The organism is Dactylosporangium sp. NPDC051485 (assembly GCF_040682015.1).
In the GTDB taxonomy this organism is placed as follows: Bacteria; Actinomycetota; Actinomycetes; order Mycobacteriales; family Micromonosporaceae; genus Dactylosporangium.
This window is the reverse complement of the sequence record NZ_JBFAZW010000016.1, coordinates 113,261-131,487: the sequence shown is the minus strand read 5'-3', so window position 1 is coordinate 131,487 and position 18,227 is coordinate 113,261. Positions and strand designations below refer to the sequence as shown.

21 protein-coding genes and 3 pseudogenes are annotated in these 18,227 nt (G+C 70.3%); 11 read left to right on the top strand and 13 right to left on the bottom strand.

Annotation, left to right across the window (positions count from 1 at the left end):
• Positions 1 to 114 precede the first annotated feature (114 nt).
• Entirely contained in the window at positions 115 to 579 is a 465-nt protein-coding gene (locus tag AB0M46_RS12185; RefSeq protein ID WP_363335157.1) for a nuclear transport factor 2 family protein, read from the bottom strand.
• 116 nt (positions 580 to 695) lie between these two features.
• Between AB0M46_RS12185 and AB0M46_RS12180 the strand changes: the two genes are divergently transcribed.
• Complete coding sequence (locus tag AB0M46_RS12180) at positions 696 to 1,259, top strand: TetR/AcrR family transcriptional regulator (protein ID WP_363335156.1); 564 nt, start codon at positions 696 to 698, stop codon at positions 1,257 to 1,259.
• 409 nt (positions 1,260 to 1,668) lie between these two features.
• Here AB0M46_RS12180 and AB0M46_RS12175 read toward each other — a convergent pair whose 3' ends face one another.
• Positions 1,669 to 2,088: a hypothetical protein gene (locus AB0M46_RS12175; RefSeq protein WP_363335154.1), complete on the bottom strand. Its 420-nt coding sequence runs from the start codon at positions 2,086 to 2,088 to the stop codon at positions 1,669 to 1,671.
• 69 nt (positions 2,089 to 2,157) lie between these two features.
• Here AB0M46_RS12175 and AB0M46_RS12170 point away from each other — a divergent pair.
• A pseudogene (locus AB0M46_RS12170) lies at positions 2,158 to 2,643 on the top strand (FGGY-family carbohydrate kinase); the annotation flags it as partial.
• Positions 2,644 to 2,653: 10 nt separating this feature from the next.
• Here the strand turns inward: AB0M46_RS12170 and AB0M46_RS12165 are convergent.
• The gene (locus AB0M46_RS12165; RefSeq protein WP_363335152.1) at positions 2,654 to 3,232 is read right to left on the bottom strand and encodes an ABATE domain-containing protein; all 579 of its coding nucleotides are present in this window, start codon (positions 3,230 to 3,232) and stop codon (positions 2,654 to 2,656) included.
• 103 nt (positions 3,233 to 3,335) lie between these two features.
• Between AB0M46_RS12165 and AB0M46_RS12160 the strand changes: the two genes are divergently transcribed.
• The gene (locus AB0M46_RS12160) at positions 3,336 to 4,073 is read left to right on the top strand and encodes a metallophosphoesterase (protein WP_363335150.1); all 738 of its coding nucleotides are present in this window, start codon (positions 3,336 to 3,338) and stop codon (positions 4,071 to 4,073) included.
• A complete protein-coding gene (locus tag AB0M46_RS12155; protein WP_363335148.1) occupies positions 4,073 to 4,687 on the top strand; it encodes a LysE family translocator in 615 nt (204 codons plus the stop codon). The genes AB0M46_RS12160 and AB0M46_RS12155 overlap by 1 nt, the downstream gene beginning before the upstream one ends.
• 125 nt (positions 4,688 to 4,812) lie before the next feature.
• On the opposite strand, the gene AB0M46_RS12150 is transcribed toward AB0M46_RS12155, so the two are convergent.
• From AB0M46_RS12150 to AB0M46_RS12125, 6 genes and pseudogenes are all read right to left on the bottom strand, one after another.
• Positions 4,813 to 5,676: an MBL fold metallo-hydrolase gene (locus AB0M46_RS12150; protein WP_363335147.1), complete on the bottom strand. Its 864-nt coding sequence runs from the start codon at positions 5,674 to 5,676 to the stop codon at positions 4,813 to 4,815.
• A complete protein-coding gene (locus AB0M46_RS12145; RefSeq protein WP_363335169.1) occupies positions 5,673 to 5,798 on the bottom strand; it encodes a hypothetical protein in 126 nt (41 codons plus the stop codon). Before AB0M46_RS12145 ends, AB0M46_RS12150 begins: the two co-directional genes overlap by 4 nt.
• Positions 5,799 to 5,822: 24 nt before the next feature.
• Positions 5,823 to 6,044 (bottom strand): annotated as a pseudogene (locus AB0M46_RS12140) (SPASM domain-containing protein); the annotation flags it as partial.
• 293 nt (positions 6,045 to 6,337) lie between these two features.
• Positions 6,338 to 7,015 (bottom strand): annotated as a pseudogene (locus AB0M46_RS12135) (PqqD family peptide modification chaperone); the annotation flags it as partial.
• 44 nt (positions 7,016 to 7,059) lie between these two features.
• On the bottom strand, positions 7,060 to 7,758 hold the full coding sequence (gene pqqC, locus AB0M46_RS12130; protein ID WP_363335145.1) for a pyrroloquinoline-quinone synthase PqqC: 699 nt from the start codon (positions 7,756 to 7,758) through the stop codon (positions 7,060 to 7,062).
• On the bottom strand, positions 7,737 to 7,880 hold the full coding sequence (locus AB0M46_RS12125) for a hypothetical protein (RefSeq protein ID WP_363335143.1): 144 nt from the start codon (positions 7,878 to 7,880) through the stop codon (positions 7,737 to 7,739). The genes pqqC and AB0M46_RS12125 overlap by 22 nt, the downstream gene beginning before the upstream one ends.
• A gap of 352 nt (positions 7,881 to 8,232) precedes the next feature.
• Here AB0M46_RS12125 and AB0M46_RS12120 point away from each other — a divergent pair, with 352 nt between their 5' ends.
• Positions 8,233 to 9,030: an NPP1 family protein gene (locus tag AB0M46_RS12120; protein WP_363335141.1), complete on the top strand. Its 798-nt coding sequence runs from the start codon at positions 8,233 to 8,235 to the stop codon at positions 9,028 to 9,030.
• A 27-nt stretch (positions 9,031 to 9,057) separates the two neighbouring features.
• On the opposite strand, the gene AB0M46_RS12115 is transcribed toward AB0M46_RS12120, so the two are convergent.
• On the bottom strand, positions 9,058 to 9,246 hold the full coding sequence (locus AB0M46_RS12115) for a hypothetical protein (RefSeq protein WP_363335139.1): 189 nt from the start codon (positions 9,244 to 9,246) through the stop codon (positions 9,058 to 9,060).
• A 458-nt stretch (positions 9,247 to 9,704) separates the two neighbouring features.
• Here AB0M46_RS12115 and AB0M46_RS12110 point away from each other — a divergent pair, with 458 nt between their 5' ends.
• The 3 genes from AB0M46_RS12110 (at position 9,705) to AB0M46_RS12100 (ending at position 14,031) form a co-directional block, all read left to right on the top strand.
• Complete coding sequence (locus AB0M46_RS12110) at positions 9,705 to 11,267, top strand: MFS transporter (RefSeq protein WP_363335138.1); 1,563 nt, start codon at positions 9,705 to 9,707, stop codon at positions 11,265 to 11,267.
• Positions 11,268 to 11,419: 152 nt separating this feature from the next.
• Entirely contained in the window at positions 11,420 to 12,247 is an 828-nt protein-coding gene (locus AB0M46_RS12105) for an SDR family oxidoreductase (protein WP_363335136.1), read from the top strand.
• 614 nt (positions 12,248 to 12,861) lie between these two features.
• Positions 12,862 to 14,031 carry an LCP family protein gene (locus tag AB0M46_RS12100; RefSeq protein WP_363335134.1) on the top strand — a complete coding sequence of 390 codons (1,170 nt, stop codon included), beginning with the start codon at positions 12,862 to 12,864 and terminating at the stop codon, positions 14,029 to 14,031.
• Positions 14,032 to 14,319: 288 nt separating this feature from the next.
• Here AB0M46_RS12100 and AB0M46_RS12095 read toward each other — a convergent pair whose 3' ends face one another.
• Together AB0M46_RS12095 and AB0M46_RS12090 are read right to left on the bottom strand one after the other, a co-directional pair.
• Entirely contained in the window at positions 14,320 to 15,117 is a 798-nt protein-coding gene (locus AB0M46_RS12095; RefSeq protein WP_363335133.1) for a hypothetical protein, read from the bottom strand.
• A gap of 104 nt (positions 15,118 to 15,221) precedes the next feature.
• A complete protein-coding gene (locus AB0M46_RS12090; protein ID WP_363335131.1) occupies positions 15,222 to 15,668 on the bottom strand; it encodes a peptidase inhibitor family I36 protein in 447 nt (148 codons plus the stop codon).
• Between the two features lie 261 nt (positions 15,669 to 15,929).
• Between AB0M46_RS12090 and AB0M46_RS12085 the strand changes: the two genes are divergently transcribed.
• The 3 genes from AB0M46_RS12085 to AB0M46_RS12075 all read left to right on the top strand — a co-directional run bounded on the left by AB0M46_RS12085 (position 15,930) and on the right by AB0M46_RS12075 (position 17,244).
• Positions 15,930 to 16,130 carry a helix-turn-helix domain-containing protein gene (locus AB0M46_RS12085; protein ID WP_363335129.1) on the top strand — a complete coding sequence of 67 codons (201 nt, stop codon included), beginning with the start codon at positions 15,930 to 15,932 and terminating at the stop codon, positions 16,128 to 16,130.
• 227 nt (positions 16,131 to 16,357) lie between these two features.
• The gene (locus tag AB0M46_RS12080) at positions 16,358 to 16,969 is read left to right on the top strand and encodes a CueP family metal-binding protein (RefSeq protein ID WP_363335127.1); all 612 of its coding nucleotides are present in this window, start codon (positions 16,358 to 16,360) and stop codon (positions 16,967 to 16,969) included.
• Between the two features lie 185 nt (positions 16,970 to 17,154).
• Positions 17,155 to 17,244, top strand: a complete 90-nt coding sequence (locus AB0M46_RS12075) for an SDR family oxidoreductase (RefSeq protein ID WP_363335125.1) — start codon at positions 17,155 to 17,157, stop codon at positions 17,242 to 17,244.
• A 30-nt stretch (positions 17,245 to 17,274) separates the two neighbouring features.
• On the opposite strand, the gene AB0M46_RS12070 is transcribed toward AB0M46_RS12075, so the two are convergent.
• The gene (locus AB0M46_RS12070) at positions 17,275 to 18,225 is read right to left on the bottom strand and encodes a CU044_5270 family protein (RefSeq protein WP_363335124.1); all 951 of its coding nucleotides are present in this window, start codon (positions 18,223 to 18,225) and stop codon (positions 17,275 to 17,277) included.
• Positions 18,226 to 18,227 lie beyond the last annotated feature (2 nt).

Here is an 18,227-nt window from a genome sequence, read left to right as displayed (position 1 = left end):
CCGCGCCCTGGCGGGCTCGGGCGCCCTGGGGGTGCGCTTACCAACTGCCCCCCCGTTTCACCCCCCCCCCGGGGGCCCCGGGCTCGCCAAGGCGAGCCGGAGCCGCGCCGAGTTTCAGGGGGTCGACAGCCGGGTCTCGGCCCAGTCGACGATGAGGTTGCGCTCGGCGAACAGCCATGTGCCGTCGCGTTTGGTGAAGGTGTCCAGGTAGCGCAGCGCGGCGATCATGATTCTGCGCTCACCGTCCGTGGTGAACAGGTGATGCGCGAGCGTGTAGCTCTCGCCGGTGGCAGTGTCGCCGGCGAGCTCGACGGTGCTCTGGCCGTTGAAGTGCGTGGTCGCCTCGTATTGCCGGAGGCCCTCGAAGACCGGCGTGAGCGCTTCCTGCCCGTCGAGGGCGTAGGTCGGCGCGGAGCCTTCGCCGTCCATGAAGACCACGAAGCGGCAGTCCTCGGCGAAGAGGGCCTTCTGACCTTCGGCGTCACGCCGATCGGCGCAGTGCGCGTATGCGTCGAACAGTTCGCGTATCGCGAGCCGGTCGGCCGCCTCGGCCGGTGAGATCTCACGGTGTACCGACATGGTGTCTCCTTCCCCCGGTCTGACCGGAGCCACTAGACTGGGCGTAGTGGGGACTTCCCCGGTTGACCAGACGAGCCTAACTGGGGAACTCCCCGGTTAGCAAGCAGAGAAGAGTGATGGCGACGACACCGAACGCGCGGCGAGCGGACGCCCAGCGCAACCGCGACGCGATCCTGGCCGCGGCCATCGATGCGCTCAGCGAGTCAGGTGAGGTCTCCCTGAACGCGATCGCCAAACGGGCGGGCATCGGCAACGCCACGCTGTATCGCAACTTCCCGACCCGGGAGTCGCTGATCCTCGCGGTGTACCGCCGCGAGGTGCAGCACGTCGCCGAGTCCGCCGCCGAGTTGCTTGCCACCCATCCGGCGGAACAGGCGCTGCGGATCTGGATCGGGCGGCTCGCCCGGTACGCGATGACCAAGCAGGGCCTGGCCGGCGCACTGCGAACGGCGGCGCATCCCGGAGACGACCTTTTCGCCGAGACCTACCAACCCATCGTCACCGCACTGGCCGTACTGCTGACGGCCGCCGAGACGGCCGGCATCATCCAGCCGGGCCTCGACCCCGACGATGTGCTGCTCCTGTTCGCGGGCCTCTGGCAGCTCGACCCCGCCGGCGACTGGGAGGCACAGGCCGGGCGGCTCTTCGAACTGGCCATGCGCGGCATCCGGGCCCGCTGATCGACCGCCGCCGATCGGCGCGTTCGGCGCAGCCGCGGTGAAGTCCCGGCACAACAGGTCGGCCGGGTCGGATCTGGTGGTCCGCGGGGGTCCTGGCGTGGCGGACACCCTGGATGCCCAGCCGTTCCATTCGCCGTCACGTAGCAGCTGCCGCCAAATCCTGTGGGCGCCGTAGACGCGGTAGTTGGCGTCGTGATCAGTGCGTTCGCGCTTCGCCCTTCCCACGCGACGAGGTACTGCACTGGAACCATTGGTAGGCAGCCGGCAGGCCTGCGCGCCACGGCACCCGTCCGAAAGGGAACAACAGGCACGTCAGGCTGGGTGAGCCCATAGCCAGCGCGGCCAGGCGCCGCGCCGCGCGGACCCCGGCGACGACGCGCTGCACGTCCTCGCCGAAAGGGCTGCCGGCTCAACCAGCGATCCCCCGCTCCCACTCGCCGATCAGACCCTCACGGATCCCCTCGTCAGGCCGACCAGCCTCAATCCACCCGATCGACTCGCCGCCGTACTCAATACTGACAGTCAGACCCGTGCGACCAGAGAACCCAGCCAAGGCATCGACCACAGCCTTGGCATCCGCCAACTCGCTCCGGTCCAGCTCAGCTGACACGGTCTCCGCCGTAGACGCGCGTACGTCCGTCAACCACAAGACCACTCCGCACGTGCGCACCCCGCCAGCGTCGATACTGTCGACGAACTCAGGTGGCGCGCCAGCCCACCCTCGCGCCCGAAGCAACTGGGCAACCAACTCCTGAAGCCCCGCCACCGTGTCCGGCACTACCTCGCCGTCGACATAGCCGAGCAGCGACACCTCCGGGTACCCAGCCACGCCATCACCCTGTCATACCCTCAACCCACCTGCTTGTGGAACCCTCCCACCCATCGCAGATCGTCCGACGAGTTGGCGCTCTCGGCGCCGCCGGGTGCGGGAGGGTTGACGCTCCTGCCGTACCTGGACGGGGAACGTACCCCCAACCTGCCCGACGCGCGTGGTCTGCTCGCCGGGCTGACCCGGGCGAACGCGTCGGCGGCGAACCTGGCGCGGGCCGCGGTGGAGGGCATGCTCGGCGGCCTCGCCGACGCCCTCGACGCGCTCCGCGCCCAGGGCACCCCGGTCAACCGGGTGCTACTGATCGGCGGCGCGGCCAAGTCCCGCGCGGTACAGGCGATCGCGCCGGCGCTGTTCGACGCGCCCGTGAGCGTGCCGAGCCCCGGCGAGTACGTCGCGCTCGGCGCGGCGCGCCAGGCGGCCTGGGCACTGTCCGGCGGTGCCGAGCCGCCGCAGTGGCCTGCCGCGGCCGAGGAGGTCGCCGCCGCCGGTACCCCGGAGGTGCACGAGCGCTACGTCAACGTCCGCCAACGGTCGCTACGGCTGCTGACGTAACGGAACGGGCTCAGTCGCTGCGGTGGCGCTGGTAGTGGCGGGCGACGCGGGCGCGGTTGCCGCACGAGGGTTTGCACCAGGCCTGGCGTGGATCGTCCTGGAGGAAGTAGCGCACGCAGCGCGGGGCCGGGCAGGCCCGTAGCCGGCTGACGTCAGGCCCGGCGAGGAACCTCGTGGCGGCCTCGGCCAGCACCGCAAGCAGGCGGCCTTCCGCGTCGGTCGCGGTGATCGGATACATCAGGCGCGGCGCGCCGTCCGCCGGCCACTGCAGCGACGGTGGCCCGAGACCGGCGGCGGCGGCGTTCAGCCGGGCCAGCGCCGACTCGACGTCGATGAGGCTCTGGGCGTCGGCCCGGCTCGGCTCCAGCGGGCGGACCGCCCGGGCGAACAACGATCGGACCGCCGCGCGCAGCGCCGTCACCCGCCGGCGCAGTTCCTCGGTCGCGGCCGGCGGTTCGGCGCCGAGGTCCGGTGCCACGGCCAGCCAGCCGGCCAGCCCGGCGACGCTGTCGAGGTCGTCCGCCACGCCACCGTTGCCGTCGTGGCGGATCGTGCTGACCAGGGAGAGCGAGAGATCCCAGTACCCCACACCGGCCATGCTAATGGAATGCCCTCTTGATTGCATTTGCCCGCGAAGCTACGGTGACTATCGCCAGATCGCTTCGATCCCATTAGCCAACCGGGGGTAGTTCATGCTTCTCCTCGCACACATCAGCGACCTGCACCTCGACGGCACCGAACGCAGCCTCAGCCGGGCCGCAAACGTCATGGACTACCTGCGCGGACTGCCGCGACCGGTCGACGCGCTGCTCGTCACCGGCGACATCGCCGACAACGGCGTCGAGGCCGAATACGAGGCCGCCGCCCGGCTCCTGACCGCACCGTTCCCGGTCCTGACCTGCCCCGGCAACCACGACATCCGCGCCGCGTACCGCAAGGCGCTGACCGGCGAGCCCGCCGCCGACGGCCCGATCAACCGGCGCCACCGCGTCGGTGGCCTGGCGGTCCTGATGTGCGACTCGACCATCCCCGGGCGCGACGAGGGACTCCTGGACGACGAGACCCTCGCCTGGCTCACCGGCACCCTCGACGAACTCGGCGACACCCCGACGCTGATCGCGTTCCATCACCCGCCGGTACGGCTGCACCACCCACTGCCCGACTCGATGCTGCTGCAACAGGAATCCGCGCTCGCGGCCCTGCTCGACACCCACCCGAACGTGATCGCCGTCCTCACCGGCCATGCGCACACCGCGGCGGCGGCAACCTTCGCCGGCCGGCCATTGCTGGTGGCGCCGGGCGTGACCTGGACCCTGCGGCTGCCGTGGGAGAGCGACCACCTGGCGGATCTCGGCGCACCGCCCGGACTGGCGTTCCACGTCCTCGACGACGCATGGAACCTCGTCACCCATTACCGCGTCGTGCTCTGATGCGCGCGCACGCCGTCGCCGGCTTCCTGGTGGCGATCCTGCCCCTGATCGCCATGCCCGGCGCGAGCCTGACCCTGCTCACCCAGCGGGTCGCCCGCGACGGCGCGCGGCAGGCGGCGCCCGTGATCCTCGGCACCGTCACCGGCCTGTACGTCCACGCCACCCTCGCCGCCATCGGGCTGTCCGCGCTGGTGATGCGCTCCAGTGAGGTGTTCGCCGCGGTACGCCTCGCCGGCGCCGCCTACCTGATCGGGCTCGGCATCGTGACATGGCGGACCAGACCGGCAACCACCGCCACCGCCACCGGTGCACCACTACCGGCGCGGCGCCCGGCCTACCTGCAAGCGTTGCTCGGCAACGTGCTCAACCCGAAGGCCGCGGCGATCTTCCTGACCCTGGTACCGCAGTTCCTCGACCCCGACGCGGCCCTCCCCCCGCAGATCCTCGCCCTTGCGACCGCCCAGGCCGCCCTGATCACCGTGTGGCTGCTCGGCTGGGCCGTGCTGATCAGCCGGGCCCGCCAGTCGCTGCGCTCCCCCACCGCGGGCACGATCGTCCAGCGGATCGCCGGCACGGTGCTCGTCGCCCTCGGCATCCGGGCCGCGGTGGCGTGAGCCCGCAACCACGGGGCGGTTGCCGGTCCATCGGGCTGCGGAAGGTGATGTCCAGGCGCTGGGCCATGGCGACGACCTTGTCCGCGCCGACCCGCTCCCGGAGCGCCGAAGGCCGTCTCCCGGGTCTACAGCTCGAAGGAGGCGCCATCCGCGGGCACCTCGGCGGCCAGCCGGAGGGCGGTTCCCGTCACCGCGACCGGGTTGGTGTTGTTGAGATGGGTGTACATGTACCGCATGCCGGGCCGGCGCGGCAGGAGCGGCTCGGACAGCTCGATCGGCAGGTGGCCCATCGAGGTCGCGGCGCCGCCCCCGCCCGTCGCGCGGCGCAGCTCGTCGTCGTGCAGGAACGTGCCGTCCAGCACGACGCAGCCCGCGTCGGCGATCAGCTCCTCGAACGCGGGGGACCAGGCCGGCAGGCAGGGCGCGTAGACGAGGACGCCGCCGGTGCGCGGGTCGCTCACCCGATATGCCAGCACCCAGTCGTCGCCGGGCAGGCTCTCGGCGTACCGCGGCCGCTTCGAACCGACGCTCAGCGCTTGCGCCCGCAGGCCGCCGTCCAGGCCGATCTCGGCGCCGGGCTCGATGACCGCGCAGTGCAGGGTGGTGTACTGCGCCAGGATCGGCCGCACCGGGAAGGGGCCGGCCAGCGCGTCGAGCACGCAGCCGCTGCCGTACAGCGTCAGCGCGCCCGCCTCGCGTAGCGTCAGCAGCCCGAGGGTGTGGTCGAGCTCGGCCGTCGACAGCAGCACGCCCCGCAGCGGCGTGTCCCGCCGGCCCGGCCCCGGCGCCAGCTCGGGCGCGGCGGCGAGCTGCGCGCGCAGGTCGGGCGAGGCGTTGAGCAGGAACCACGCCCGGCCGTCGCCGCTGACCGCCACGCAGTCCTGGGTGCGGTTCACGCCGGCGGCGCGGGCGCGGGTGCAGCCGTCGCAGGCGCAGTTCCATTGCGGCAGGCCGCCGCCCGCGGCGGTGCCGAGCAGCCGGACCCTCACGCCATCAGCCGGGGCACCGGGGCCGCCGCCGCGCTGCCGGCCGCCGCGGCGAAGCGCGTCAGCCGCTCGTGGTGCGGGGACAGGCCGCAGGCGGGGTCGGTCGCCGCCGGATCGCCGGTCACCTGGTACGCCTGGCAGCGGCAGCCGCCGAAGTCGACCTCGCGCAGCGCGCACGAGCGGCACGGGTCGGGCATCCAGCCGGTACCGCGGAACCGGTTGAACGACGCCGACGAGTACCAGATGTCACCGAGCGGGCGCGCGCGGACGTTCTCGATGCCGAGGCCCGGTAGCTGCGCGGCGGCCAGGCAGGGCAGCGCGTAGCCGTTGGCGCCACGACGAGCTGGCGGGCGCCCCAGCCGGACATGCACGGCTTCGGCCGGTCGGCGTGGTAGTCGGCCGCCACGTACACGAGCTCCAGCGCGTCGCCGTAGCGCGCCCGCGCCGTCTGCGCGTCCCGCTGCGCGGTCGCGACCTGCTCCGGGGTCGGCATCAGCGCGGCCCGGTTGCGCAGCCCCCAGCCGTAGAACTGGGTGTGCGCGAGCTCCAGCCGGTCGGCGCCCAGGCCGGCGGCCAGCTCGGCGATCGCGAGCAGCCGGCCGACGTTGCCGCGGTGCAGGACCACGTTGACGGTGAGCGGCAGGCCGTGGGCCCGCGCCCGGCGGGCCGCGTCCAGCTTGCGCTCGTGCGCCCGCATCCCGGCGACCTCGTCCGCCGCCGCCGGTTCGGCGTCCTGGATCGACAGCTGCAGGTGGTCCAGCCCCGCGCCGGCCAGCGCCGCCAGCCTGGCCTCGGTGAGCGGGATGCCGCTCGTGACGAGGTTGCTGTACAGGCCGAGCCCGCGGGCGTGGGCGACGAGGTCCACCAGATCGGGGCGCAGCATCGGCTCGCCGCCGGAGAGGTGCACCTGCAGCACGCCGAGGTCGCGGGCTTCGTCGAGCACGCGGCGCCACTGCGCGGTCGTGAGCTCGTCGCGGTACGCCGACAGCTCGACCGGGTTCGAGCAGTACGTGCAGTGCAGCGGGCACCGGTAGGTCAGCTCGGCGAGCAGCCCGAGCGGCGCCGGGTCGCGGGGCGGCGGGCCGGGGTCCTCACCCGCGGCGTCGAGGCCGGCGGTCCCGGCCGGGCGGCCGGTGCCGTCGAGCGCGACCAGCCGCCGCTGCGCCAGGTCGCCGAGGAGCGCGCCGACCTCGTCGGCGGACACGCCGTCGTAGTCGCGCGCGAGGTCTTCGGCGATGTCGCCGGCCGTGCGCGCGCCGTCGCACCGGGCCACGACCTGCCCGGCCGTCTCGTTGAGCAGCAGGACGCCCTCGGGGTACAGCAGGGCCGGCCGGGCGCGCACCCGGTCGTACGCGAGCCGCACCCCGGCGCGCAGGCCGGCCCCGCTCACCGCCGCAGGCCCGCGTAGTCGACGGTGTCGAGGATTGTGCGTAGCACGTCGCACTTGAACGACAGCGCCGCGAGCGCCGCGTCCTGCTGCTCCCGGGAGCGGCAGTGCTCGAGCACGAGCGAGAGGGTGTACTCGCTGTCGCGCTGCACGACGGGGATGCGGTGCTCGAAGTACGCGAAGCCGTAGGGCTTGATCCAGTCGTAGTGCCGCTGCCAGGCGCGGATCCGCTCCGCCATCAGATCCGGCGAGAAGAGCTCGGTGAGCGCCGCCGCGGCGCCCTCGGTCCACGGCCTCGTGCGGCAGAAGTTCACGTAGCCGTCGACGGCGAAGCGGACCCCGGGCAGCACGCTGCGCTCGTCGCGGACCTCGGCGGGGTCGAGCCCCACCGCCTCGGCGAGGACGAGCCAGTCCTCCAGCCCGCCCTCGCCGTCGCCGCTGCCGTCCTGGAAGGCGATGCGCTCGACCCAGCGCCGCCGGACCTCCGCGAGCGGGCAGTTGGCGATGATGGCGGCGTTCTTCTGGGACAGGCGGCGCTGGTAGTACCAGCGGTTGGCCACCCAGGCCCGGACCTCGTCCGGCGAGCAGCCCCCGGCGTGCAGGCGGACGTGGAACGGATGCTTGTCCCAGTAGCGCGCCGAGAGCCCCCGCAGCGCCGCCGCGAGATCCTCGCGGCTCAGCGGGTGTTCGTCGGCCACGGATCGCCGGCCCCGGAGTACGCGGTGATCTCGGGCCGGGTCTCCCGGCACTCGATGCGCGGCGGGGCCCAGCTCCGCCGGGCCGGTGCCGCGGGCGGGGTCTGTTGCGTTGCGGCCGGCATGGCCTCACCTCCGATGTCTCGGTGTCAGAACCCTGGACGTGCGGTGCATCGAGGCGGCGGCCGCCTCGCGAGCGTCCGGACTACCCGCGACGGCGGCCGGCATGCACCGGCACCCGGTGTGTCTGCGGCCGGGCCGCGCACAGGGCGGCCGGCTCACCCTGGGTCATCACCTCCGGCGGCGCGCCGCCGGAGGCTGGCCGGCCCGCCGCCTGGTCACCACCGCGCAAGCCGGCGACCAGATGATGTTCACGCGTTGCCGGTCGCGCTACATACTCGTGTACATCGATATTCTAAGGACGCCGGTTCCGGCGTGTGACGAGTGTCGATCCACGAGAGGGAAACGTTGGAACACGTGTCATCGCCGTCCGGCGGCCGGTCCGCCGGACGGCGTCGTAGCGCGCCATGGGTCGTGGCCGTGCTGGCCGCGCTCGGCGTCCTGTTGCCCGCGACCGCGGCCTTCGCCGACAACCTGCCCTATCTGCCGCAGAACGCGGGAGGGTACGAGCAGTCGTTCTCCCCCGCGTACGACTACGACACCGACGGCTGCTACCCCGTCGCGGCCATCAGCCCCGACGGCACGCTCAACCCGGGGCTCAACCCCACCGGGGCCCTCAACGGCAACTGCCGGGACCAGTCCGACCTGGACCGGACGCAGACGTACGCCCGGTCCAGGTGCAACAACGGCTGGTGCGCGATCGTGTACGCCAGCTACTTCGAGAAGGACCAGGCCCTGCCCGGCATCAGCCTCGGCGGCCACCGCCACGACTGGGAACACGTCATCTCCTGGGTCAACCAGGCGAGCAACCAGGTCGAGTACGTGACCACCACGCAGCACAGCAGCCAGGTGACGTACCCGCGCTCGCAGGTGCGCTTCGACGGAACCCACCCCAAGACCGTCTACCACAAGGACGGCGCGTCGACCCACTTCTTCCGCCTCGCCAACGCCAACGACGACCCGCCGGAAAACCACTACCACAACTGGCGCTACCCGCCGCTGGTGGACTGGAACGGATGGCCCAGCACGGCGCTGCGCGACCGGCTGATGACCGCCGACTTCGGGGCGGCCACAATCAAGATCAATGACGGCCGGTTCGAGTCGCTGCTCACCGCGTCCAAGCCCGCCGGGATCGCGTTCAACCCGCAGGGCTGAGCGACGCGACGGCCGGAGGACCGCCCTTCACCGGCGATCCCCGGCCGTCGCGCTCGCGCCGTCATATGCCAGTGCTCGCGCGGCTGGGTATGCGGCCGCCAGTAGTGCCCGGCGATGTTTGCACACCACCGCACCGGGCTCGCCGAGACGGTCCGCCGCGGCGTCGAGCGCCGCGCGCAGCGCATCCTCGCCCGCCACGTCGGCGGCCAGCGACACGACGTCGACGCCGGTGGCGGCGATCTCACCGACCGGCGGCGCGGTCCAGCCCCTCCCCCGCGAAGCGGAGGGCCACCGACCGCCCGATGCCGGGACCCACACCTTATGGGCTGCGGCGGGCAAACTGGCCGGCAGTCTGCCCGCCGGGGGCCCCGCGCCGCTGCCACGACACAGCAGGCGGCGACCCACTACACGAGGCGGACATCGCCTGACCCATCCGCGAGCGCCGCCCCAAGAAGGAGAAGGACGCGGTGCGACAGCTCACTGGAGGGCATGAAATCCTTCAATTCGCAAATCCGCCAGAGGGCACAAAATTGTTCAGTCCGCAAATCCGGCAGAGGCATACAGTCCGCTCGGCCGCAACATTTTTGACAAAAAACTCTAAGCTTGACGGCGCCGTGGAGTCTGCCTATCGTCCAGTCGTTCAGGTTCCCGCTGACCGATATCCGAGGGTGTTCATGACCACGCCTCCAACGTTGCCGAAGTTCAGGCAGCAGTTGATTCTCGCCGTTCTTATGCTGTGTTCGCTGCTGATTTGGCTGGACAATACTGTCCTGAGCGCTACGCTGGAGACCCTTGCAGATCCGGTCCGTGGACTGGGGGCCAATCCCGGTCAGCTGCAATGGGCGACCGGTTCGTACACTCTGACCTTCGCCACATTGATGTTCGCTGCAGGCGCATTTGGCGATCGGTTCGGTCACCGGACCGTGTTTTCCATTGGGTTAGTGATCTTCGCCGGGTCCTCGCTGTGGGCGGCGTACGCAAGCGATGCGGGCCAGCTGATTGCAGCTCGAGCTGCGATGGGGGTGGGCAGCGCGCTGATCACGCCCGCCAACTTGGCCATCCTTATGTGGACCTTTACGGGCCCCGCGCGGGCCGCCGCGATCGGCATTTTCTCGACGTCGGCCGGTGTCGGCATGGCTGCCGGCCCGGTGCTGGCGGGGTTCCTGCTCGATCATTTCTGGTGGGGCTCGGTCTTTCTGATCAATGTCCCGGTCGCGGTATTGGCGCTGACCGGGCTCGCCGCGCTGGTTCCGAATTTCCGCAGCCCCACTCTGCGGTCACTGGACCCCGCAGGAATGCTGCTGTCGATCAGCGGGCTCGCGGCGTTGGCCTATGGGCTGATCCGGGCGGGGCAGGTGGCTGTGTGGAGTCGTCCCGACGTCTGGGCGCCGATCGTTGCCGGCCTGGTTCTGCTGGCAGCTTTCGTACTCGTCGAACTGCGTATCAAGGTGCCCAGCTTTGATCCGCGACTGCTCGCGCAACGCACATTCGGTGGCGGCAATGTGGCGCTCGGATTGCTGCTCTTTGCCGTGGCCGCCATCACCTTCTACAACGCGTTCTACCTGCAAGGCGCGCTCGGGTTTTCGCCAACGAAGGCAGGTTTGGCCAATATCCCGACCGCATTCGGCGCGCTCACGGGGGCGCCCCTTGCCTCGCGCCTGGTTCGCCGCCTGTCGCTACGCCCTATCACCGTGCCGGCGCTAACCGTGGCCGCGCTGACCATGGGCGGGTACGGGTTCCTCGGACTCCAGACGCCACTCGTCTGGATCGAGATCCTGTTGTTGATACAGGGTCTCTCGATCGGCATGGTGATCGGCCCCGTTACGGCCGCATTGATCAGCAACCTGCCGTTGGAACAGGCCGGTGCAGGATCGGCCGTCACCAACACTGTGCGACAAACCGGCAGTGTGATCGGAATCGCCGTAGGCGGCACGATCATGTCGATCACGTACCGACGAGCGATCGAACCTTCGCTGGAGGGTGCACCCGGTCCGGTGCAGGATCAGGCGCGAGTTTCCGCCGAACAGGCCCGCCACGTCGCCACCACTATCCAACGGCCCACTCTTGCCCAGGCTGCTGACAATGCGTTTATCCATGCTATGCACGTCGGCGCGGGCTGGATCGCGGCCATCGCACTCCTCGGAGCAGCTGTGCTGCTGATTACCTTGCCTGCTGCCGGAAAGAAGAAGGTTCCGACACCGGAGCCGGACTACGAAGAGGCCCGCGGCTCCGTCTGACCTGGACGTTGCGGCGGCTGACGGCGGCATCGAGGATCGCCAGGAGAAGGGGGCGGGCCGGGCACGTCAGCTGACGGCGTCCAGCCACACCTGCTACCCGAGGCGTTGCCGTACAGAATAGGGCGCTGCGGCAAGTACATCCGGGAGGGTCAATGACCACAATGTCCGGCAAGGTGTGCCTGGTGACCGGCGGGACTAGCGGGATCGGCCGGGAGACGGCGGCCCGGCTGGCCGAGCTGGGCGCCACCGTGGTCGTCGTCGGGCGCGACGCCGAGCGAGGGCGATCGGCCGTCAACGAGATCCGGCATCGGGCGCCCGGCGCCGAGGTGGACCTCCTGACGGCTGACATGTCGAGCCTGGCCGAAGTGCGCCGGCTGGCCGCCGAGGTGCTGGAGAAGTACGACCGGCTCGACGTGCTCGACAACAACGCCGGTGTGATCATGCTCAAGCAGCAGTTCACGGTCGACGGCTACGAGACCGTGTTCGCCGTCAACCATCTGGCGCCGTTCCTGCTGACCAGCCTGCTGCGGGAACGGCTGGTGAGCAGCGCGCCGGCCCGCGTGATCACGGTGTCGTCCAATGTGCATCGTTCGGCCAAGCAGATCCCGTGGGACGAACTGGCCCGCGGCGAGCCGAGCTACCCGCTGTCGAAACTGGCGAACATCCTGTTCACAGTCGAGCTGGCCAAGCGCCTGACCGGCACCGTGGTCGCCAACTGCCTGCACCCGGGCCTCATCCGCACCCAGTTGGGCCGCGAGGCCCGCGGCGTCGCCAAGCTGCTCGTCGCGGCCGCCAAGCCCTTCATGGGTACCGTTCACACCGGCGCGGCCACCCCGGTCTACCTGGCCAGCGCCCCGGAGGCGGCCGAGGTCACCGGAGGCTACTTCCTCCGCGGCAAGCAGATCGAGCCGAGCTCCCTGGCCCGCGACCCCGAGGCCGCCGCGCGCCTATGGACCCTCAGCGAGGAACTGGTGGCGTAAGCCAGGCCAAGATCGTCGCCAGGTGGCGTGCTCGCCAGAATTGTGATCAATGGCCTGCACGGCGGCGTACGGACCATGACGATCGACATGAGCCACAGCACCGGCTCAGCGGCAAATGTGCGCGCGTTCGCTGTGCGAACGTCGGGCGGCGCGAAATTTCCAGCGGGGACGTCGGTGAACCGTCGGTAGGGTTCATGTCGTGGCCAGTTTCCGCTGCGGCGAGGCCTCGACCGCTCCGGACCCGATGCGACGGACGGTGATCGCACGGATACCCCCTGCGGGGTGCCGGGCAGGCACGGACACGACTGCTGGAGCTACTGCGGGCGCCGGGGACGACGTCGGATCTCGCGCATCACACCGGGTTTTCCGTCGGGGCGGCCAGTCGGAAATGGGCCTCCCCATGAACTCGGCTCGCGCACCGTAACCGACAGGAAGGTGCCGTGCACTACCTGTTCGCTGCGCCCGGTCTGGCCCTGCTTGACGGCGATTGCTGAGAGTTGACTGAAAACCGCAACGAATTGCTGCTCCAAATCCGTCGTTAGGGACGAAACGCGGGCGCACGGTTCGGGGGATGTCGTGACGCGCCGAGGGAACCGTTGGCGTCAGGAAGTGGTATGGCGAAGAAGCGTGGGAAGAAGGACCCGTTGTGGGCGCGGTTGTCCCTGATTTTCGGGGCGGTACTGCTGCTCGCCAGCGGTGGCGTCCTTGTCGGTGGCAATCTGTTGCTGAATCATTACAGCGACCAGATCACCCATGACGGCGGCCTCGGCGAGGCGGCATCCGGCGCGACCATCAACGGGCCGATCAACCTGCTCCTCGTCGGCATCGACGAGCGCATCGGCAACGAGGCAATGGGCGCGCGCTCCGACTCGATCATCATCGCGCACATCCCGGCCACGCACGACGCCGTGTACATGATGTCGATCCCCCGTGATACGCGGGTGAAGATCCCGGCGAGCCCGAAAACCAAGTATCCCGGCGGCACCGACAAAATCAACGCGGCGTTCCAGTTCGGGTACCAGAACGGCGGCGGCCGAGGCGGCGGCCTGGAACTGCTCGCCGGGACCGTCAGCCAGCTGGCCGGCGGGCTGAAGTTCAACGGGGCCGCGATCGTCAACTTCGACGGGTTCCGCGGCCTTGTCGAGGCGCTCGGCGGCGTGCACATGTGTGTCGACGAGAAGGTGACGTCGATCCACGTCGGCCGGAACACCAAAACGGGCGAGGTGGGAAAGACCATGCCGTACAACTTCACCCCCGACGGCAACCCGACGTCGCTGAAGCCGGACATGGAGCCGAAGGTGTACGAGGTCGGCTGTCGCGACTTCCTCCCGTGGGAGGCCCTGGACTACGTCCGCCAGCGCGACAAGCTGGCCAACAACGACGGCGACTACGGCCGCCAGCGCCACCAGCAGCAGTTCATCAAGGCAATGGTCAAGAAGGCCACCAGCGCCGGCGTGATCACCAACCCGCTCAAGGTCAACGAGGTGCTCAGCTCGGTCGGCCAGGCCGTGTCGTTCTACAACAACCACGTCTCCCTCGCGGACTGGATCTTCACGTTGAAGGGCATCGACGCGGACAAGATGGTCACGCTGCGCACCAACAACGGCACGTACAGGAGCGAAACCGTCAAGGGCCAGAAATTCGAGAGCCTCGACCAGACCGCGCTCGACCTGCTGAAGGCGATCAGCGACGACACGGTCGCCCAGTTTGTGGCCGCCCATCCGGAGATGATCGCCAACGACGCCGCGACGCCGGCCTCAAGCCCGTCGAACTCGGGCCGCTGACCGGCCCGGCCCGCCGCTACGGCGCGGCCTCGCCCACCGGGCGGGGCCGCGCCTGACGTGCAGCAGGCCGCTCGGGCACCGGCCGGATCGAGGACGCGGTCGCGCAGCTCGAACATGGAGTTTGTCCCCTGCCCGGTTGTCGTGTCGCGGGTGACAGGGCAGCGGCGCCGCTGCTGACGTCCCGCGCCAGCGGGCCGGTGCCGGGGACCGGGCCGCGGGAGCAGGAGCACGCACCACGCCGGTCTCAGCCACGAAACTTGGCCGACATGCTGCAGGCGTCGCCGGGCATCATGGCCGTTTTGACGGTGCCGCCGTGGCCAGCACGGATCTGGCGCGGGCCACGGCGTCGCGGCGCAGGCGGCTCATCGCGGCAAGGGTTTCCAGATCGGAGCGCGACAAGCTCGCGACAAGGGACCTTCGGATCTGGAGGAGTCGTGTGGGCAGATGTTCGGCGAGCTGGCAGTCGCCGTCGTCGACGGCGGCGCGGACTTCCTGTCGTTTGAGGGCCGTCGTGACGCCGAGTTTCTGGTACTGCGAGCGCAGTGCGGACTCGGCGTCGTCGGGGCTGTTATAGGAGTAACCACGGGAACGCATGCAGGTGCTCCAGGCGGCCAGCGCGGCCGAGTAACGAGCGTCATGAGTCATCGCGGCGAGCATGCGTTCATCGAATCGCTGCGGTAGGTAGTACAACCGGGTCCACGTGGCTACGTCGCCGGCCAGCCGCTCATGGGCTTCCGCTATGCAGCCTCTGCTTGGCGTGTCCACCGTCGCATTCCCTTCGATGACCACCGGCAGGTGCGGACTGCCCGGGCCGAACTGGGCGGCCCTGAGCTTCTCGCCGGAGCCGGTGAACGATGGTTCCGGCTGGGGTGGGGCCGGGTCGGCGAGCCCGTATCCGGCGGAGCGCCGCGCGGGCAGGCCGACGGCGGCGGCTTCGTCCTCCGGCGCGGGAATCCTCACCGGAGGCGATGCCGGATCGTCGATTCCTTGTGCTTGAAGGCACCGGTGGTCAAGCTGGTTGAACGCGTTCTCCAGGTCCTCCTCTTCGCCGGGCCACGATCCGGAACGTGTGGCGAAGTCCACCATGGCGGTGGAGATTTCGGAGGCGCCGCGCGTGACCGGCTGCGAGTGACCGCAGCCGGTCAGCGCGACGGCGGCCAGGAGTCCGGCCGCTGCCCAGCGGGCGGGACCTAGCATGCCCAGGCGTTGGAGCTGATCTGGTCGTTGAATGCTTCGTCGTGGTAGACAATGCCGAAGTCCCAGACGGCGTCACCGGGGCTCAGGGTGTGGTAGTGCCCCTTGTAGTTGGCGTTGACGTAGAGGTACGCGGTGCATCGCACGGCTGAGCTGCTGACCGACTCGATGCAGTCGTTCCAGGTGCCGGTGTGGCATTCGCTCTTCGTGTGCGCCAGCTTAGAGAAATCGGGGTTGGAATCCTTGGCCCGGCCCTGGCCGCCGCCGAAGTTCTTGAACGGGTAGAAGCAGATGTATTCGTCCGGGCAGAACGGTACGACGACCGAACGCGACGTGGCCGGGGCCGCGGACGCGGGAGACGCGGCCACCAGCCCCGCCACTGCCAGGCCGGTGGACAGCAGTGCGGCAACCAGTGGTCGCTTCTTCGCCGAGTGTTGGTTCACCAGAACCTCCTTGGATATGTGCCCAGTGGACGGCCGGTGCGCGGCGCATAGGGTCTGACGCGCTGCCCGGCTCTTGCGATGTCCAAGATGCGCGACCGGGCCGGCTCGGGGTAGATCTGGCGGGCACTGCGGGCAAGGATGGGACATCCAACGCTCTGAGCTGCGGCGACGCCTCCGCGGGTGAAGCATCCCTGGGACGGCGCGCGGCCGTCCTGGCCGCTCGGGAGTGCTGATGACCACCAGGCGTTCGCGCGCAGACCGATGCTCACGAAGACACTGCGCGACCTCGAGCGCGACGGTCTGGTCGCGCGCAGCGTGCACGCCGAGGTACCGCCGCGGGTTCAGTACGCGCTGACGCCCCTCGGCTGGACCCTCCTCGATCCGGTCGCCGCCCTCACGCGTTGGGTCGACGAACACGGCAGCACGGTGCTGCGCAACAGCCAGGCGGGACCACCCCGATAGCAGCGCCCGGAGGCCGGCCCTTACCGCCGAGGGACCGCAACCGCGTCGCGCCGCCGCGACGAGAGACATTGGTGGTGTCCTGCCGACGTTTGCCGTGAGGCCCCGAAACCAGAAGGAGCCGAGCGCGGGGGCACGGGCCGAACGGCCGGGGTCCGGCCGGGTGTTGTCCGCGCGGGGCAGGCCCTACGGCCCTTCCGGTCCCGACCGTACTCCGGACAATCAAAACCATGAAGCGAACGACAGCCCTGGTCCTCGCGGCGCTTGCGACGATGTTCGCCGCCGGATGCACGTCGCCCGGCGACGGCGGCGGCCCGGCCGCGTCCACGGCGGGTACCTCGGCCGCCGCCCCGGCGGACGGCTCGTTCCTAGCCGCCCACGGCCTGTCCGGCCTGGACGCCCGCGGAATCATCGACCGCCTCGACCGCGCACCGGTCGCCGACCGCCCGCAGACGCTGAGGGCGTCGGTCCGCCCGAGCCGGCTCCAGCTCACCGACACCCGCACCGGCGCGACGACGGCCCTCGACATCCCGGCCGGGCTGTTCTACCTCTCCGTCGCGCCGTACGTCGGCCACACCCACGAGTGCTTCTTCCACAGCCTGACCACCTGCCAGGGCGAGCTGACCGGCCAGGACCTGCAGGTGCGGATCACCGACACCGCGACGGGCAAGGTGCTGGTCGACGGCGCCGCGAAGACGTCCGAGAACGGCTTCACCGGCTTCTGGCTGCCGAGCGGCATCACCGCGACGCTGCAGATCACCCACAACGGCCGTACGGCCACCACCGACATCGCCACCACCGCGGACGCCCCGACCTGCCTGACGACGCTCCGCCTGACCTGACGCCCGGCGCTGCCGCAACACCGGCTGGTCGCCACGCGGCGCGCCCGGCCACGGGCGGCAGCCCGGGTCGCCGCGCAGCCAGGCGTAGCGGTGTACCTGCCACAAGGGCATCCGTGCAGGTCGCTGGCCCTCTTGACGTCCAGGCCAGACCTTGGTCGGGTCGGGCGCGTCGCCCGACCACGTCGGTGGTGTCCGCGGTGCTGTGGCTCGCCTCGGACGAGTCGTCCTTCACCATCGGCCACGACCTGGTCGTCGACGGCGGCGCGACCGCGTAGCGCCGCGCTCGCCCGCATAGCCCAGGCCGGTCAGCCCGGCAGTTGCCCCGCCTGATCCACGATCGCCGTCCGCAGGAGTGCTGTCGGACGCAGCATCAGCATGGACACGCCGTCCTCGCTGTTGAGTTGGGTGCCAAGGAACCGATAGCTGCCGGGGTCGAACAACAGCTCCTGGCGCATCCCGTCCTGGGTACGGGTGACGGCAACGCCGCGCCGTCCGGCCGCGTCAACACTGTCCTGGGCGACGGTGACACCGGGAAGTGCAGATGCTGCGGTGAACAGGGCTGCACGCGATTTCGGTGGCATGTATCCGCTGCTGAGAAGCGCGATGATCTGACTGAAAACCTGTCCGGGGTCGTCGCTGCCGGCCATGCGGTGCAAATGAGCCACCATCGCCTTGGGACTCGTCGGCAGCTGGTTTCGGTAGCCGGGGTCGGGTGTGCACGGACGGGTCCGGGTCGGATCGAGCGTTCCTCCTGCTCCCCACTGGGCAGCCCGGCCGTTGCGGCAGCCAGGGTTCGTCATCTCATGTCGTCCGTCGGGGTTGGCCTGCTCGGTCCAGATCAAGTTGTCACGGGTGCCGTCTACCGAGAGCCAGGAACGTACGAGGCCGGCTACCGGGCCGCTGGTGGTCGGTGACCAGCTCTTGGTCTCGACGAACACGAACTGATCGGGTCTGGCCGCCAGTTCCGGCTCTTGTCCCGCGACGGCGGCTGCGTGCCGCAGCAGTTCCGTGGCTTCGGCGCTCGCGGCCGGAGGGCGTTCACCGATACGCGCTGTCTGCAGGACGAAGGTTGCGGTGACCATCGCTGCGGCGATGCCGGTCACCAGGGCGATCCGCCCGCCGGGGCTGCGCAGCCGTAACCGCCGCCGGCTCGGGCCAGCCCGGTCGGGCATACGGTCCCGCAGCGAGGCGGGCAGACCCGGCTGTGGCGGGCCAAGTCGTGCGCCGAGATCATCCAGTGCCTGTTGCAGGTCCACGT